Below are 13,761 nucleotides of genomic sequence, written 5' to 3'. Positions count from 1 at the left end.
GCGAACCGACACGAGGAGTATCGCTCCGGGCGTCCGGCGGGGGTAGTCCTCGATCAGGCAGAGACCCATAACCGTCGGATATGGATTTCGTGTGCCGCGAGTCACCATCCGCGCTCAGGGTGGCCTGCTCGTGCCGGATGGCACGTGGCGTTCGGCACGTGAGCGACGGACCGTCCGCCGGCGTGGTGGATAGGCGGACGGAATGACCCCGTCAGCGCCGGAGCGCCGCGACCAGGCGTCGGACGCCCGGCAGGTCGCGGCCCGGGCCGACGAGCACGACGAAGCGCCGCGGCAGCGCCGGGGCCACCGGGCGCACCGGCATGCCGGGGTCGGCGGGCAGCGACAGGCGGGAGAGCAGGGCGGGGGCGCCCGTCTCGCGGGCCACCTGCAGCGCCTCGGCCGTCGAGCGCACCTCGGCGCGCGGCTCGGGCAGCTCGAGCCCGCGGTCCGCCAGGAGCGACTCCGCGGTCTGGCGCTGGTTGGCCCCGGGCTCGCGCAGCACGAGTCGCTGGCCGACGAGCTCGCGGTCCGGCACCGCCGCGAGCCCCGCCCACGGGTGTCCCTGCGGCACGGCGACGACGAGCTCGTCGTGGGCGAAGGCCTCCAGGTCCGGGTCCTCGCCGGGGCCGGACGCTGCGATCCCGACGTCGACCCCGCCCGACGCCATGAGCTCGCGGACGAACGTGGACGAGCAGACCACGAGCTCGACGGGCTCCTGGTCGCGCCCGCGGTGGTAGCTGGCCAGCAGCGGCGGCAGCAGCGACTCGGTCACCGCGGCGCTGGCGGCCAGGCGCACGGAGCGGGGCCGCCCGCGCAGCCGCAGCACGGCCCGCTCGACGTCGGCGAGCTCGTCGAGGACGCGCTGGGCGGGGAAGAGCAGCTGCCGGCCGGCGTCGGTCGGCACGACCCCGCGCGGGGAGCGTTCGAGCAGCGGCACGCCGACGACCGTCTCGAGCTGGCGCAGGCGCTTGCTCAGCGCCGGCTGCGAGACCCCCAGCTCCTTCGCCGCCGCGCCGATCGACCCGTGGTGGACGGCCGCCACGAGGCCCCGCAGCTCGGCGAGGTCCGGCGGGCGGACGGGCGGGTCGGCGGCCACGGGGACGACGGTAGCGGCGCCGGTCACTACCCTGCGCGGCCATGGGCGGGGAGACGATGCGCGCGATCCGGCAGCACGAGTTCGGGGGTCCCGAGGTCCTCGTGCACGAGGAGGTCCCATGGCCCGTGCCGGGGCCGGGCGAGGTGCTCGTCCGGGTGCGCGCGGTCGGCGTGAACTTCGCGGACACCCACACGCGCGAGAACAAGTACGTGCAGAAGGCGCACCTGCCGCTCGTCCCGGGGCAGGAGGTCGTGGGCGTCCGCGCCGACACGGGCGAGCGCGTCGTCGCCCTGACGAAGGGCGGCGGCGCCTACGCGGAGTGGGCCGTCGTGCCCGAGGAGCGGTGCGTCCCCCTGCCGGACGGCCTGGACGACGACCAGGCGCTCGGCCTGCTCGTGCAGGGCCTGACGGCCTGGCACCTGCACCGCACGTGCGGGCGGCTCGAGGGCGGCGAGACCGTCGTCGTGCACTCGGCCGCGGGCGGCACCGGGTCGCTCGCGGTCCAGCTCGCGAAGCCGATGGGGGCGGGACGCGTGATCGCCACGGCGTCGAGCGCGGAGAAGCGCCAGCTGGCGCTCGACCTCGGCGCCGACGTGGCGGTGGAGCCGGACGCCGAGGGGCTCACGGAGCGGCTCGTCGAGGCGAACGGCGGCCGCGGGGTCGACGTCGTCGTCGACATGGCGGGCGGCCCCGGCTTCGACGCGTCGCTCCGCGCGCTCGCGCCGTTCGGCCGGATCGTCGTCTGCGGGATCGCGAGCAAGGAGCAGAACGAGGTCCGCACGGGGCATCTGCTGCGGCACTCGCGGTCGGTGGTCGGCTTCTGGCTGTTCCACACCCTCGACGACCCGGAGCGCCGCTTCCGCGCACCGCTCGCCGACCTGTTCGCCCGCGCGGTGCGCGGCGAGGTGCGGGTGGTGGTCGGGGGACGGTGGCCGCTCGAGCAGGCCGCCGAGGCGCACCGCGCGCTCGTCGAGCGCCGCACGACGGGCAAGCTCGTGCTCGACGTCGCGGACGCGTAGGCGGCGGCGCCTGCGCCCGCGCGGGGCCCCGCGCGGGCGCGCGAGCGGGAAGGCCGTGCCGTGCGCCGCCCCCCGAGCGCCTAGAGTCCAGGGCTGATGACGACGTTCGCCGACCTAGGCCTGTCCGAGCCCGTACTCGAGGCGCTGCGCGACATCGGGTACGAGAAGCCCAGCCCGATCCAGGCGCAGGGCATGCCGCCGATGCTGCAGGGGCGCGACGTCATCGGCCAGGCGCAGACCGGCTCCGGCAAGACCGCCGCGTTCGGCGTGCCGATCGTCGAGTACGTCGATCCGTCCGACGACGACACGCAGGCGCTCGTCCTGACGCCGACCCGCGAGCTGTGCATCCAGGTGACCCAGGCCGTCCGCGGCTTCGGCGCGCGCAAGGGCGTCGAGGTCGTCGCCACGTTCGGCGGCGCCCCGATCCGCGAGCAGATCTCGCGCCTGCGCTCCGGCGCCCACGTCGTCGTCGGCACCGTCGGGCGCGTCCTGGACCTGATCGACCGCGGCGCGCTGCAGCTGGGGTCCTGCCGCTTCGTCGTGCTCGACGAGGCGGACGAGATGCTCGACCTGGGCTTCCTCGACGACGTCGAGAAGATCCTGCGCCGCACGCCGAACGGCCGCCAGACCGCGCTGTTCTCGGCGACGATGGCGCCGCCGATCCGCAAGCTCGCGGACAACTTCCTGTACGAGCCCGAGCACGTGAAGGTCAAGGCCGACACGCTCACCGTCGACACCGTCGAGCAGTTCTTCGTCGAGGTCGCGACGAAGGACAAGCCCGAGAAGCTCGCCGAGGTCATCGCCGCCGAGCGCCCCCGCCAGGCCATCGTCTTCTGCCGCACGAAGATCGGTACGGACCGGCTGTTCCGCCTGCTGAAGGACCGCGGCAACAACGTCCGCGCCCTGCACGGCGACCTCTCCCAGGGTCAGCGCGACGGCGTGATGCTCGCGTTCAAGGGCGGCCGCGTGCCGATCCTCGTCGCCACGGACGTCGCCGCCCGCGGCCTGGACATCTCCACCGTCACGCACGTCGTCAACTACGACGTGCCGCGCTCCCCCGACACGTACGTCCACCGCATCGGCCGCACCGGCCGTGCCGGGGCGTCGGGGCGCGCCATCACGTTCGTCGAGCCGAAGCAGGTCCGCGAGCGCGAGGCGATCGAGGAGCACATCGGCATGGCGATGACGCCGTGGGCGCCGGGGGCGACCACGCCCGCCGGCGAGCGTCGCAAGGCCGCCGCCGTCGTGGCCGCGGCCGAGGCGCCCGCGGGCGCCGCCGCGCCCGAGGAGGTCGAGGAGGCGCGCCGGGCCCGTCCGCGGCGCGGCCGCAAGCCGCAGCTCAACCACGGCGCGGACGAGCCGGGCACGCGGATCGTGCTGGTCCCCGGACGCGCCGACGGGGTCGGCCCGCGCGAGGTCGTCGAGGCGATCACGGCGGCGAGCGGCCTGGACGGCGAGGCGGTCCGCGACGTCCTGGTCCTCGAGCGGTTCGCGCTGGCGACGGTCCCGGCCGACGGCGCCGAGGACGCGATCGCCGCGGTGAACGGTCGCGACGGCGCGGCCGGCGCGCTCCGGGCCGAGCTGCTCGTCGCCGACTGAGCCCGCCGCCGTGCGCGCGCGACGTGCACGGCGTCCTCCACCGGCGCGTCCCGGTGGCGTCTGCGGGTAGCATTCGCCCCGTGACGAGCCCCGACGGACAGCAGCTGCAGGAGACCCCCGACGCCGCGCCCGGCGCCATGGTCCGCGCGTGCGAGCGCTGCGGCACGGTCTGCTCGACGGACCAGGAGTGGTGCCTGAACTGCGGCGTGCGGCTGACCGAGCCGAGCCAGCGGCTGCCCGGCCTGCGCGCCGCGGGGCTGACCGTCGGCCTGGCCGTGCTGCTCGCGGGCGGCGCGGCCGCGGCGTCCTACGCGGCGCTGCGGGGCGACGAGCGGTCCGCTGCGAACGTCCCCACGACGACGCCCGCGCCGGTGATCGCCGCGGCGCCGACCACCCCGGCGCCCGCGACCACCACCCCGACGACGCCGCCCGCTGCCACCCCGACGACGGACGATCCGCCGGCGGCGGACGACGGCGGCACCGACGCCCCGGCCACCTCGTCGCTCGACACGTCGGGCGCCGACCAGGGCCTGGGCACGTCCGGCGGCGGCTCCGGCTCGTCCTCCTCCGGCGGCGGCTCCTCGTCGGCGGGGTCGGGCGGCACCTCCGGCTCCACCGGCTCGACGGGGGGCTCCACCGGCGGCTCCGGCTCGACGGGCGGCTCCACCGGCGGGTCCGGCTCCACCGGCGGGACGGGCGGGACCGGCGGCTCCAAGGGGTCCGGCGGCACGAAGGACTCGGGCGGCACGAAGGACGACGACGCCGACCAGTCGGGGCCGATCACCTTCGCGCCCGGCCAGGGCTCGCTGTACGACCCCGCGGGGATCATCGCCGACTTCACCGACGAGAAGGCCGCCATCGACGGCAACGCCTCGACGTCGTGGAAGGTGACGCTCGCCGAGGGCTCGACGGGCGGCTTCGGCTACGTCCTGGACTTCAACGACCCGACCGCCGTCAAGACGCTGAAGGTCGTGACGGCCACGAGCGGCGTCTCGGTCAAGGTCTACGGCACCACGAAGCAGACGCTCCCGCCCGAGGCGACGTCGCCGGGCTGGGACACGATCGCCAGCCAGACCGCCGTCGCCAAGGGCGCGTCGGGCACGACGATCACGCTCGCCTCGGCGGCCGACGGCGCGAAGAAGTACCGCCACGTCCTCGTGTGGGTGACGAAGTCGCCGCTCGAGGTCGGGCTGAAGGAGCTCGTCGCCACGCGCTGATCGCGTCGCGGCCGCCGCTCGGCGGCCGCGACGCTCCGCGCCCGCGCGCGGTGCGGCCCGCCCGGGTCCGCGAGCACGCTAGGGTCGGCCGTCGTGGTTTCCACCCCGACCCCTGGAGGAGCCCTGTGAGCACCGCCACCATCAGCACCAGCGAGGGCGACGTCGTCGTCGAGCTGTTCGACGCCGACGCGCCGAAGACCGTCGAGAACTTCAAGAAGCTCTCGGCCGACGGCTTCTACGACGGCCTGATCTTCCACCGGGTCATCCCGGACTTCATGATCCAGGGCGGGTGCCCGCAGGGCACCGGCACCGGCGGCCCGGGCTACACGTTCGAGGACGAGATCAACGACCACAAGATCGTCCGCGGCACGCTCGCGATGGCGAACGCCGGGCCGAACACGAACGGCTCGCAGTTCTTCATCGTCACCGCCGAGTCGACCCCGTGGCTCGACGGCAAGCACACCGCCTTCGGCCAGGTCACGGCCGGCGAGGACGTCGTCCAGCGCATCGGCACGACGCAGACGGGCCCGGGCGACCGCCCCGTGACGCCCATCGAGATCCGCACGATCTCGGTCGAGGGCTGATCCGGCGCCGCCCGGCCCGCGGGCCGGGCGAGCCGCCGTACGCACGCCGCCGTCGCGCAAACGTGACGGCGGCGTCATCTTTCGTCGCCCGGGGGGCGCGCAGCCGCTAGGGTTGCGACATGAGCACCCAGCAGCAGGCGCCCGCCCGCGGGTCCGAGGCCGAGGAGCACGCCGGCCAGACGCCCGTCGTCGATCCGGCGACCGGCGAGACGATCGCGTGGGTCGACGAGCTCGGCCCCGAGGACGCCCGGCGCGCCGCCGCCCGTGGCCGCGCCGTCCAGCCGGCGTGGGAGGCGCTCGGCTTCGAGGGCCGCGCCCGCGTGATGCGCCGCGCCCAGAAGTGGGTCACGGACCACGCGGACGAGCTCATCGCCACGATCGTCTCCGAGACCGGCAAGGCCTGGGAGGACGCGCAGATGGCCGAGGTCCTCTACGCCGCGTCCGCCTTCGGGTTCTGGGCCGACGAGGCCGCCGGCTACCTGGCGGACGAGCGGATCAAGGTCTCCGCGCCGCTGCTGAAGGGCAAGAAGGTCGTCACGCGCTACGCGCCGCTCGGCCTGGTCGGCGTCATCGCCCCGTGGAACTACCCCTTCACGAACGGCTTCGGCGACTGCATCCCGGCGCTCATGGCCGGCAACAGCGTCCTGCTCAAGCCCGCCGAGAAGACGCCGCTGACGTCGCTGCTGATGGCCCGCGCGCTCAAGGAGTGCGGCCTGCCCGACGGCGTCCTGCAGGTGCTCACCGGGAAGGGCTCCGTCCTGGGCGACGCGATCATCGACGTCGTCGACATGATCATGTTCACGGGCTCCACGCCCGTCGGCCGGCGGATCGGCGCGCGCTGCGGCGAGCGGCTCATCCCCTGCTCGCTCGAGCTCGGCGGCAAGGACCCGTTCATCGTCTGCGCCGACGCCGACCTGGAGCGCGCCGCCAACCACGCGCTCTACTACTCGATGTTCAACACGGGCCAGACCTGCATCTCGGTCGAGCGCGTGTACGTCGAGGCGCCGGTCTACGACGAGTTCGTCGCCAAGGTCGCGAAGAAGGCGAAGACGCTGCGCAACGGCCGGCCGACGGGCCCGGCGTCCACCGAGGTCGGCGCGCTGACGACGGCCGGGCAGGTCGAGACGGTGACGGAGCACGTCGAGGACGCGCGGCGCAAGGGCGCCACGATCATCGCCGGCGGCGATCCGGACCCGAGCCGTCCCGGCTGGTGGTACCCGCCGACGGTGCTGACCGACGTCGACCACTCCATGGAGTGCATGACCGAGGAGACGTTCGGGCCGACGCTGCCGATCATGAAGGTGGCCGACACCGAGGAGGCCATCCGGCTGGCGAACGACAGCCCCTACGGCCTGATGGCCTCCGTCTTCACGAAGGACGTGCACAAGGGCGAGCAGATCGCGCGGCGCATCCAGGCCGGCACGGTCAACGTGAACGACTCGCTCGTCTCGTACGCCGCGCTCGAGGCGCCGATGGGCGGCTGGAAGGACTCGGGCCTGGGCGCCCGCCACGGCGCGCCCGGCATCCGCAAGTACTGCGCGACGCAGACGATCATGGTCTCGAAGTACCACCTGCGCAAGGAGCCCCAGACCTACCCGTACAACGGCCGCGGGTTCAAGCTGCTGGGCCGCGTGGTGCGCTTCTTCTACGGGCGCGGCACGCGGGACTGAGCGCCGACGGGGCGGGGCGGGCGTCGTGCCCGCCCCGCCGGCGGCGACTCAGCGCAGGGCCACGCCCAGCAGCGTCTCGAGCCGCGGCAGCGTCGTCGCGGCGTCGCGGTGCAGCACCGTGGCCATGCCCAGCGCGGCGGCGGGCTCCAGGTTGAACGGCAGGTCGTCGACGAAGACGCACGTCTCCGGCGGCAGGCCCAGCCGCTCGGTCGCCGCCAGGAACATGCCCGGATCGGGCTTGCGGATCCGCAGCTCGTGGCTCAGCACGACGGCGTCGAAGCCGTCCCGCAGCAGCTCCTCGTCGTAGCGCATGCCGTCGCCCCACGAGTTGGAGACGAGCGCCGTGCGGACGCCGGCGGCCTTCGCCCGGCGCACGGCGCCGACCATCGCCTCGTCCGCGCGCAGCGCCGCGAACATCCGGCCGACGAGCCCGTCCGCGCGGTCCGGGGCCAGGCCGAGCTTGGCCGCGAACGGGCCGGCGAACGCGGCGGTGTCGATGGCGCCGCTCTCCAGGTCCTTCAGGAGCTGCCGCGCCTCGCGGTCCCGGCGGAAGGACTCCGCGACGGCCTCGGGCTCCAGGCCCTCGGCGGCGGCGAAGGCCGCGAAGGCCGCGAACACGTTGCTCGTCAGGACGCCGCCGAAGTCGATCAGCAGGCCGCGGTGCGGGGCGTCGGCGGCGCTCACGCCGTCGTCCCCTCGGCGGCCTGCAGCGCCAGGCGCCCGAGCGCGGGCACGACCTCGCCCAGGCGGGCGAAGTACGGGTCGTCCGTCGTCCCCGCCAGATGCCGGGCGTAGGAGGCCTCGAGGAACACGGCGGCCTTCCAGCTGGCCAGGGCCTCGTACCAGCGGATGTCGCCGACGTCGCGGCCCGAGCGCTCGGCGTAGCGGGCGACGAGGCCGGCGCGGTCGGGGAAGCCCGGCCGCGCGGTGACGGTCGACAGCTCGGCGAGCGGGCTCTGCGGCCCGTCGGCCGTCGCGTACGTCGCGGTCAGGTAGCCCAGGTCCGCGAGCGGGTCGCCGATCGTCGACAGCTCCCAGTCGAAGATCGCGCCCAGGCGCGGCGCGGGATCGGGGGCGAAGAGGACGTTGCCCAGGCGGTAGTCGCCGTGGACGAGGGTCGACTCGCGCTGCCGGGGGCGGTGGGCGGCCAGCCACGCCGCGGCCTCCTCCACCTCGGGCACGTCGCGGGTGCGCGTGGCGTCCCAGATGCCGCCGAAGCGCCGCAGCTGCCGCTCCAGGTAGCGGTCGTCGCCCTTGCCGAACCAGTCCAGCCCGGCCGCGCGCCAGTCCACGGCGTGCAGCTCGACGAGCGCGTCGACGAGCTCGTCGCCGATCCGCGCCGGGTCACCCGGGTCGGCGAAGCGCGCGGGCAGCTCCTGGCCGAGCACGTCGCCGCGCTCGAACGCCATGACGTAGAACGGCACGCCGAGCGGCGCCGCGTCCTCGTGCAGGAGCAGGACCCGCGGGGTGCGCACCGCGTGGCCCTCGAGCGCCTGCAGCAGACGGGCCTCGCGGACGACGTCGTGGGCGCTCGGCGGCAGCGGCGGGCGCGGCGGGCGGCGCAGCACCACCTCGGCGCCCTCGCGACGGACGAGGTAGGTGATGTTGCTGTGGCCGTCGCCGATCATCTCGGCGTCCAGCGGCCCCGTGCCGATGCCGGCGGCGTCGAGGATCGCCTCGAGCGGCCGGCGGACGAGCAGCGGCGGCCGGTCGAGCGCGGCCGCCTCCTCCGGGGTGTCGACGACGAGCGGGCTCTCTCCCATGCGCGGCATGGTACCGAGCGGTACCGCGGCCGTCGTGGGGCCGTCGGGCGCGTCCGCGGGCGCCGGGCGCGGGCGCGAGCGGCGGCAGCGGCGACGCACGCGGCGCGGCGGGGCGTCCGACGCCCGTCCCGCGCGCGTCCCCCGGGGCCCCGCGGCGCCGGGCGTATGCTGGGCCCATGAGCGCCGAGCACGGCCCGCCCGCCCCCGTCGTCGTGCTCCTCGCCGTCGCGGCGGCGGGCGCGGGGGCGGCGGCCGGCCGGGCGCTGTGGACCCGGGCCGCGGCGCGGACGTTCGCCGGGGTGCGCGGGCCGCGCTTCGAGGCGGGCGGGACGGTGGCGCGCCCGTGAGCCTGCTCCTCCTGCTGCGCCACGGCACCGCCGAGGACAAGGAGCCCACGCGACCCGACGGTGCCCGCGACCTGGTGGCGAAGGGCGAGGCGCAGGCGCGGGCGGCCGGGCGGGCGCTCGCGGCCCTCGGGCTGACGCCCGACGTCAGCCTGGCGTCGCCGAAGGTGCGGGCGTGGCGCACGGCGACGCTCGCTGCGGAGGCGCTGGGCGTCGAGCCGGCGGAGCACGCCGCCATCGTCGGGCTGGACCGCGACGAGGCGCTCGTCCTGGCGGGCCTGGGCGACGTCGTCCTGCTGACCGGCCACGAGCCGGACCTGTCGCAGGTGGTGCACGACCTGACCGGCGCCCGGATCCGCCTGCGCAAGGGCGGCCTCGCCGCGGTGCGCGTGGGGGAGGGCGCGCCCGAGCTGGAGGCGCTGCTGCGCCCGGCCGACCTCGAGCGGATCGGGGCCTGACGTGCCCGAGCTGCCCGAGGTCGAGATCACCGCGCGGCTCGTCGACGCCGCCGTGCGCGGGGCCACGGTCGACAGCGCCCGGGCGCCCGGGCTAGCGACGATGCAGACGTTCCGGCCGTCGCTCGACGCGCTCGCCGGCGCGACGCTCGAGGCCGTCGGCCGCCGCGGCAAGCTGCTGCTCGTCACGTTCTCGGGCGGCGGGCTGGGCCCGGCGGGCGAGGACGAGGGTCGGGCGACGCTGCTGATGCACCTGATGAGCGCCGGCCGCCTGCAGCTGTGGGAGACCCGCGCGACGCTGCGCGACCGCACCGCGCGCATCGTCGTGCGGCTCGAGGGCGGCGCCGACGGGCACGAGGGCGAGCGCGAGCTGCGCCTGCGCGAGTTCGGCACGAAGCAGGCCGCGTGGGGGCGCCTGCTGCGGCCGGCCGACCTGGCGGCCGACGAGACGCTGACGACGCTGGGGCCCGAGGCGTGGCCCGACCCGCCCGAGCTCGGCGCCCTGCTGCCGCCGCGCCGCACGCTGCGCGGGGCCATCCGCGACCAGCGCGTCATCGCCGGCATCGGCCGGTCGTGGGCCGACGAGATCCTGTGGGAGGCCCGGCTCGCGCCCCTGCGCCGGTGCGGCGACCTCGACGACGAGGAGCGCGCGCGTCTGCGCGAGGCGATGCGCACCGTGCTGGGCGCCGCGCTCGCGACGTACGAGGAGACGCTCGCGCTGCCGCTGAAGGACAAGCTGCCCCTGCCGCTCAAGGTCCACCGGCACGTGGGGAAGCCGTGCCCGCGCTGCGGCACCGAGATCCTGGCCGTCCACTACGAGGACGACGAGATGGCGTACTGCCCGCACTGCCAGACGGGCGACAAGCCGTACAAGGACCGCCGGCTCTCCCGCCTGCTGAAGGACTGACCGCGGCCCCGGGCGGCGGCCGGCCCGCCGGCCCGCCGGCCGGCCGCCGGATCGCGACGCGTCCGGACGGACACCCGTCCGCGCGCCGCGTGACCCGGGGCACACGACCCGCCCGAGGCGCTAAGGTGACGCAGGCGTCACCTTTTGCGATGGCGCGGACGGCCACGCGGGACAGGGGAGAGGCATGGCAGGCAGCGGGAGCGATCGCGGGTTCGACGTCGACTGGGTCGTCGTCGGATCGGGCTTCGGCGGCAGCGTCAGCGCGCTGCGGCTGAGCGAGAAGGGCCACCGGGTGCACGTGCTCGAGCGCGGCGAGCACATCGACGAGGAGCGCATGCCGCGCAGCTCGTGGGACCTGCGCCGCTACTTCTACGCGCCGCGGCTGGGGCTGCGGGGCCTCTTCAAGCTCACCCTCTTCCGCGACGTCTACGTCATGAGCGGGGCCGGCGTGGGCGGCGGCAGCCTGACGTACGCGATGACGCTCTACGTGCCGCCGAAGTCGTTCTTCGAGGACCGCCAGTGGGCGGACCTGGGCGACTGGCAGGCCGAGCTCGCCCCGCACTACGAGACCGCGCAGCGGATGCTCGGCGTGACCGACGTGGTCGCGGACGACCCGGCCGACCGGCTGCTGAAGCAGTACGCGGACGAGATCGGCGTCGGCCACACCTACCGCAAGGCGCGCGTGGGGACGTACCTGGACACCCCGGGCGAGACGGTCCCCGACCCGTACTTCGGCGGCGAGGGCCCCGAGCGCACGGGCTGCTCCAACCTGGGGCGCTGCATGCTCGGCTGCCCGCAGGGCGCGAAGAACTCGACGACGAAGAACTACCTGCACTTCGCCCAGCGCCTCGGCGCGCGCGTGGAGTCGCGGCGCGAGGTCGTGGCGCTGCGGCCGCTGAACGGGACGGACGGCGCGGACGGCTGGGAGATCGTCCACGAGCGCACCGGGGCGCGGCTGCGCAAGGACCGCCGGACGATCCGCGCCCGCGGCGTCGTGGTGTCGGGCGGCGCGCTCGGCACGAACGAGCTGCTGTGGCGCTGCAAGCTGCAGGGCGACCTGCCGAAGCTCTCGCCGCGCGTCGGCGACCTCGTGCGCACGAACTCCGAGGCGATCCTGGGCGTCACGGTCCCCGAGGGCCGCGCCGAGGCGCTGAGCAAGCGCGTGGCGATCACCTCGTCGATCTACCCCGACCCGCACACGCACATCGAGACGGTCACCTACGGCGCGGGCGGCGGCGCGCTGCGGGGCATGTTCACCGTCCTGACCGGCGACGGCACGAAGCTGACGCGCCCGCTGAAGTGGCTCGGCCAGATGGCCCGGCACCCGCGCTGGGTGTGGAACCTGCTCTTCAGCCGGAACTGGTCCGAGCGCACGGTGATCGTGCTCGTCATGCAGTCGCTCGACAACTGCATGAAGCTCGTCGGCACCCGCCGCCGCGACGGCCGGGTCAAGCTGCGCACCCAACAGGACGCCGACCACCCCAACCCCACGTTCATCCCCGCCGCGAACGCGTTCACGGAGTGGCTGGCGCGGCAGACGGGCGGCACGCCGGCGTCCGGGGTGACCGAGGCGCTGTTCTCGATCCCCTCGACGGCGCACATCCTGGGCGGCGCGGCGATCGGCCGCGACGCCGAGCACGGCGTCGTCGACCGCGACCACCGCGTCTTCGGCTACGAGAACCTGCTCGTCTGCGACGGCGCGGCGATCCCGGCGAACGTCGGCGTCAACCCGTCGCTGACGATCACCGCGATGACGGAGCTGGCGATGGAGTCCGTGCCGGCCAAGCCGGGCGCGCGCACGGTGCCGCCGATGGGCCGCGAGCCCTTCCCCGGCAAGACCGCGAGCGGCGAGCCCGAGGGGATGCCGGGCAGCCGCACGCTGCGCGGGGCCGTCGAGGAGCAGGCGCTGACGGAGGAGCAGGCCGACGGCCGCGAGCGCGGGCGGACCGAGGAGCCGGCCGCCCGCGCGTAGCGGCGTCGGGGCCGGCCGGGCCGCGTGGCCCGGCCGGCGGGACGGCCGCGACCGGGCCCGTCCGGGACGGCCGCCCGCCGCGCGGAACGGCCGGCGCGGGCGGGACGGGGCGAGGGTCAGTCCGTCGTCAGGACGATCTTGCCGCGCGTGCCGCCGGACTCGATCGCCTCGTGGGCCGCCGCCGCCTCGGCCAGCGGGAACGTCCGCGACACGTGCGGGCGCAGCACGCCGCGCTCCACCGAGCCGGTCAGCAGCTGCAGCTCGAGCCCGTCCGGCGCGACGAACACCCACGGGCTGCGCACGCCCTCCGGCGCGGGGACGCCGTCGTCACCCGAGGGCAGCGAGACGATCGTGCCGCCCGGGCGGACGAGCGGCAGGGCCTCGGCGCGCGCCGGGCCGCCGACGCCGTCGAGCACGACGTCGACGGGCTCGATCCCGCTCGTCCAGTCGTCGGCGGTGCGGTCGACCACGTCGTGCGCGCCGAGGCCGCGGAGGAAGTCGTGGTTGGCGGGCGAGGCGACGGCGATCACGTGGGCGCCCAGGTCCGCGGCGATCTGCACCGCCAGGTGGCCCACGCCGCCCGCCGCGGCGGTGATGAGGATGCGCTGGTTCGTCTCGAGCCCGGCGGCGTCGACCATCGCCTGCCAGGCGGTCAGGCCGCCCATCGCCAGGGCGGCCGCGTCGACGTCGGACAGCGACCGCGGCGAGCGGCTGAGCTGCGAGACGTGGGCGACCGCGTACTCCGCGTAGGCGCCCGCGGCGCCGGGGAAGCCGACCGTGCCGAAGACGCGGTCGCCCACGGCGAAGCGCGCGACGCCGAAGCCGATCGCCACGACCTCGCCCGCCAGGTCCCAGCCCGGGATCCACGGCCAGTCGCCGTCGCCCAGGAACTGCGCGGCGCCGCGGCCGGCGCGCGTCTTGGCGTCCACGGGGTTGACGCCGGCGGCCGCCACGCGGATCAGCACCTCGCCCGGGCCGGGCGAGGGGACGGGGACCTGGCGCAGCTCGAGGACGTCGCGGCCGCCGGGGGCGGTGGCGACGACGGCGCGCATGGTGTCGGGCAGAACGGTCATGGCTGGTTCCTTCTCGGTCGCGGCGCGGGGTGCGCCGACGGGAGGGATCGTGCCCGGCCGGC

13 protein-coding genes are annotated in these 13,761 nt (G+C 75.8%); 9 read left to right on the top strand and 4 right to left on the bottom strand.

Features of this window, described 5'->3' with window-relative positions:
- Positions 1 to 211 precede the first annotated feature (211 nt).
- Entirely contained in the window at positions 212 to 1,096 is an 885-nt protein-coding gene (locus J3P29_RS18915) for a LysR family transcriptional regulator (RefSeq protein WP_210495920.1), read from the bottom strand.
- 56 nt (positions 1,097 to 1,152) lie between these two features.
- On the opposite strand from J3P29_RS18915, the gene J3P29_RS18910 reads away from it, so the two are divergent.
- The 5 genes from J3P29_RS18910 to J3P29_RS18890 all read left to right on the top strand — a co-directional run bounded on the left by J3P29_RS18910 (position 1,153) and on the right by J3P29_RS18890 (position 7,185).
- Positions 1,153 to 2,115 (top strand): NADPH:quinone oxidoreductase family protein, encoded by a 963-nt coding sequence (locus J3P29_RS18910; RefSeq protein ID WP_210496079.1) that lies wholly within the window; start codon positions 1,153 to 1,155, stop codon positions 2,113 to 2,115.
- Between the two features lie 96 nt (positions 2,116 to 2,211).
- A complete protein-coding gene (locus J3P29_RS18905; protein WP_210495918.1) occupies positions 2,212 to 3,714 on the top strand; it encodes a DEAD/DEAH box helicase in 1,503 nt (500 codons plus the stop codon).
- An 80-nt stretch (positions 3,715 to 3,794) separates the two neighbouring features.
- Positions 3,795 to 4,931 (top strand): hypothetical protein, encoded by a 1,137-nt coding sequence (locus tag J3P29_RS18900; protein WP_210495916.1) that lies wholly within the window; start codon positions 3,795 to 3,797, stop codon positions 4,929 to 4,931.
- 125 nt (positions 4,932 to 5,056) lie between these two features.
- The gene (locus J3P29_RS18895; protein ID WP_210495915.1) at positions 5,057 to 5,515 is read left to right on the top strand and encodes a peptidylprolyl isomerase; all 459 of its coding nucleotides are present in this window, start codon (positions 5,057 to 5,059) and stop codon (positions 5,513 to 5,515) included.
- A gap of 119 nt (positions 5,516 to 5,634) precedes the next feature.
- Positions 5,635 to 7,185 (top strand): succinic semialdehyde dehydrogenase, encoded by a 1,551-nt coding sequence (locus tag J3P29_RS18890; RefSeq protein WP_210495913.1) that lies wholly within the window; start codon positions 5,635 to 5,637, stop codon positions 7,183 to 7,185.
- Between the two features lie 48 nt (positions 7,186 to 7,233).
- Here J3P29_RS18890 and J3P29_RS20975 read toward each other — a convergent pair whose 3' ends face one another.
- Positions 7,234 to 7,869, bottom strand: coding sequence for an HAD-IA family hydrolase (locus J3P29_RS20975; RefSeq protein WP_210495912.1), 636 nt, complete (start codon positions 7,867 to 7,869; stop codon positions 7,234 to 7,236).
- Positions 7,866 to 8,948 carry a phosphotransferase family protein gene (locus J3P29_RS18880; RefSeq protein WP_210495911.1) on the bottom strand — a complete coding sequence of 361 codons (1,083 nt, stop codon included), beginning with the start codon at positions 8,946 to 8,948 and terminating at the stop codon, positions 7,866 to 7,868. The genes J3P29_RS20975 and J3P29_RS18880 overlap by 4 nt, the downstream gene beginning before the upstream one ends.
- 176 nt (positions 8,949 to 9,124) lie before the next feature.
- Here J3P29_RS18880 and J3P29_RS18875 point away from each other — a divergent pair, with 176 nt between their 5' ends.
- The 4 genes from J3P29_RS18875 (at position 9,125) to J3P29_RS18860 (ending at position 12,626) form a co-directional block, all read left to right on the top strand.
- The gene (locus J3P29_RS18875) at positions 9,125 to 9,295 is read left to right on the top strand and encodes a hypothetical protein (RefSeq protein ID WP_210495908.1); all 171 of its coding nucleotides are present in this window, start codon (positions 9,125 to 9,127) and stop codon (positions 9,293 to 9,295) included.
- Complete coding sequence (locus tag J3P29_RS18870) at positions 9,292 to 9,750, top strand: histidine phosphatase family protein (protein WP_210495907.1); 459 nt, start codon at positions 9,292 to 9,294, stop codon at positions 9,748 to 9,750. Before J3P29_RS18875 ends, J3P29_RS18870 begins: the two co-directional genes overlap by 4 nt.
- A 1-nt stretch (position 9,751) precedes the next feature.
- A complete protein-coding gene (locus tag J3P29_RS18865; protein ID WP_210495906.1) occupies positions 9,752 to 10,654 on the top strand; it encodes a DNA-formamidopyrimidine glycosylase family protein in 903 nt (300 codons plus the stop codon).
- Between the two features lie 184 nt (positions 10,655 to 10,838).
- Positions 10,839 to 12,626 (top strand): GMC family oxidoreductase, encoded by a 1,788-nt coding sequence (locus tag J3P29_RS18860; RefSeq protein ID WP_210495905.1) that lies wholly within the window; start codon positions 10,839 to 10,841, stop codon positions 12,624 to 12,626.
- A 116-nt stretch (positions 12,627 to 12,742) separates the two neighbouring features.
- Here the strand turns inward: J3P29_RS18860 and J3P29_RS18855 are convergent, their stop codons facing one another.
- Positions 12,743 to 13,699, bottom strand: a complete 957-nt coding sequence (locus tag J3P29_RS18855) for an NADP-dependent oxidoreductase (protein WP_210495903.1) — start codon at positions 13,697 to 13,699, stop codon at positions 12,743 to 12,745.
- Positions 13,700 to 13,761 lie beyond the last annotated feature (62 nt).

It is taken from the genome of Patulibacter sp. SYSU D01012, assembly GCF_017916475.1.
Lineage (GTDB): Bacteria > Actinomycetota > Thermoleophilia > Solirubrobacterales > Solirubrobacteraceae > Patulibacter.
Note: the sequence above shows the minus strand (reverse complement) of the source record. Positions and strands in the feature narration are given on the sequence as shown.